At 62.5% G+C, this 1,431-nt stretch carries 2 protein-coding genes; both read right to left on the bottom strand.

Going from position 1 to position 1,431, the window contains the following annotated elements:
* On the bottom strand, positions 1 to 228 hold a 228-nt coding region (locus ACFXK0_RS29055; protein WP_379414277.1), incomplete at its 3' end, for a hypothetical protein.
* 367 nt (positions 229 to 595) lie between these two features.
* Positions 596 to 1,015, bottom strand: coding sequence for a hypothetical protein (locus ACFXK0_RS29050; protein WP_379414276.1), 420 nt, complete (start codon positions 1,013 to 1,015; stop codon positions 596 to 598).
* Between the last annotated feature and the right edge of the window lie 416 nt (positions 1,016 to 1,431).

Below are 1,431 nucleotides of genomic sequence, written 5' to 3'. Positions count from 1 at the left end.
ACTCATCATCCACGATCCACGGCGCCGCCACGGCGAAACATACTGCACGACAGTGGGTCTCATCGCTACCTGACCGAACCTGTTAGGGGCTCTTAGCACCGCGGCAATCTCTTCCGTGGTGTACCAGACGTTTTCGGCTAGCTCGGGAACTCCGGGCTGCTCTGCTGATTCGGTCATGATCATGCCGCCCCGCCGGTTGTCGTCGACTTCTCTTGCTCGGCGATCCACGCTCGGATCGTGGACTCCCGCCACACTCGCCGTCGGCCGAGTTTGAAGCTCGCGGGACCGCGACCGACTGACGCCCAATAGCGCAAGGTGCCTTCGGGGATTGTCGTCAATGCTTCGCACTCGCGGGCCGTGAGAAAGCGGTCAGCGTTCGTCTTGTCATTGGATTCCATGGTGTCCGCCTCGTCTCGATAGGTTCGTGAATTCGGGTTGGCAGTGAGTGGCGCGGTGGTTGGTGTCCAGCCGCGGACCGGTACGGAGCGGTGGGTGTCCAGTCCGGTCGGCGCGCTGTCCAGTCGCTGTCCAGTGCCGCCCGGTTGTGTCCAGTTCTGGCCGATGAGCTGGTTAGGTGGTGTCGAATCGTGTCTAGTCACAGCGATGCCGACCTGTCGTGCTGGTCGGTAGCTGCGCTGTCAGTGACCAGCGTCAGCCTCCGGCGCGCAGGAGCGCCAGACAGAAACTGGTCGAGGTCGGTGACGTACAGCCAGGGAAGATCGAGGCTCGCCGCTGCGGCCGCAACTGTCCTGTTCACGGATTCCCCACGGCAGTAGCAGCGCAGACCGACACAGCCAGCAGCCAGCGCCGCTTGGTAGGCCCGGATTACCATCGACTTCGTCTGTGCCACATTCTTCGTCGCACTCAACTCGACCTGTACGGCCCAGAGTTCGCCTGAACTGGTCGTATAGCGGCCGTGGTTGATATACGGGCGAGGCTGGCCGGGGCGGTTCGCGGCGAGTTCGGCGTGCAGCAGGCGTTCCGAAACCCACCGGTTGAGATCGAGCCCGGTCAATGCAGTCCTCAGTGCGAACAGCGCCGAGACGTGCGCAGCCCGTCCGGGCGAGGGTGCCCAATGCCGAATCTCAGTGCCCAACAGTGATCCAGCGGTCGACCGCGTTGGGACAACCCACGTCGGACCCGGCACCGGCCGGACGCCGAGACCGCAGACCATCTGGCAGTCACGCCAGCGCTGCGCCATGCGGTACGCCGATCGATTGCTGACACTGTTGAGTCGAGCGATGAGGTCGAGAGGTGCGCCGTACATCTCGGAGAGAATCGTCAAGTTCGTCAGGTCGCGGAGTTTGTCAAGGTGAATGAGTCCAGCGGGAGTTATGAGCTCCTATCAAGTTCGATTGCTGAGCCGTCGCCAACAGATCAGTGCCGCACCAAGATTCATGAACCCGTAGTGGATGTCGGTACGACGTTCCC

This window comes from Nocardia sp. NPDC059177, assembly GCF_042755165.1.
Taxonomy (GTDB): domain Bacteria; phylum Actinomycetota; class Actinomycetes; order Mycobacteriales; family Mycobacteriaceae; genus Nocardia.
The sequence above is the reverse complement of the archived record's forward strand: the minus strand, read 5'-3'. Positions and strand labels throughout refer to the sequence as shown.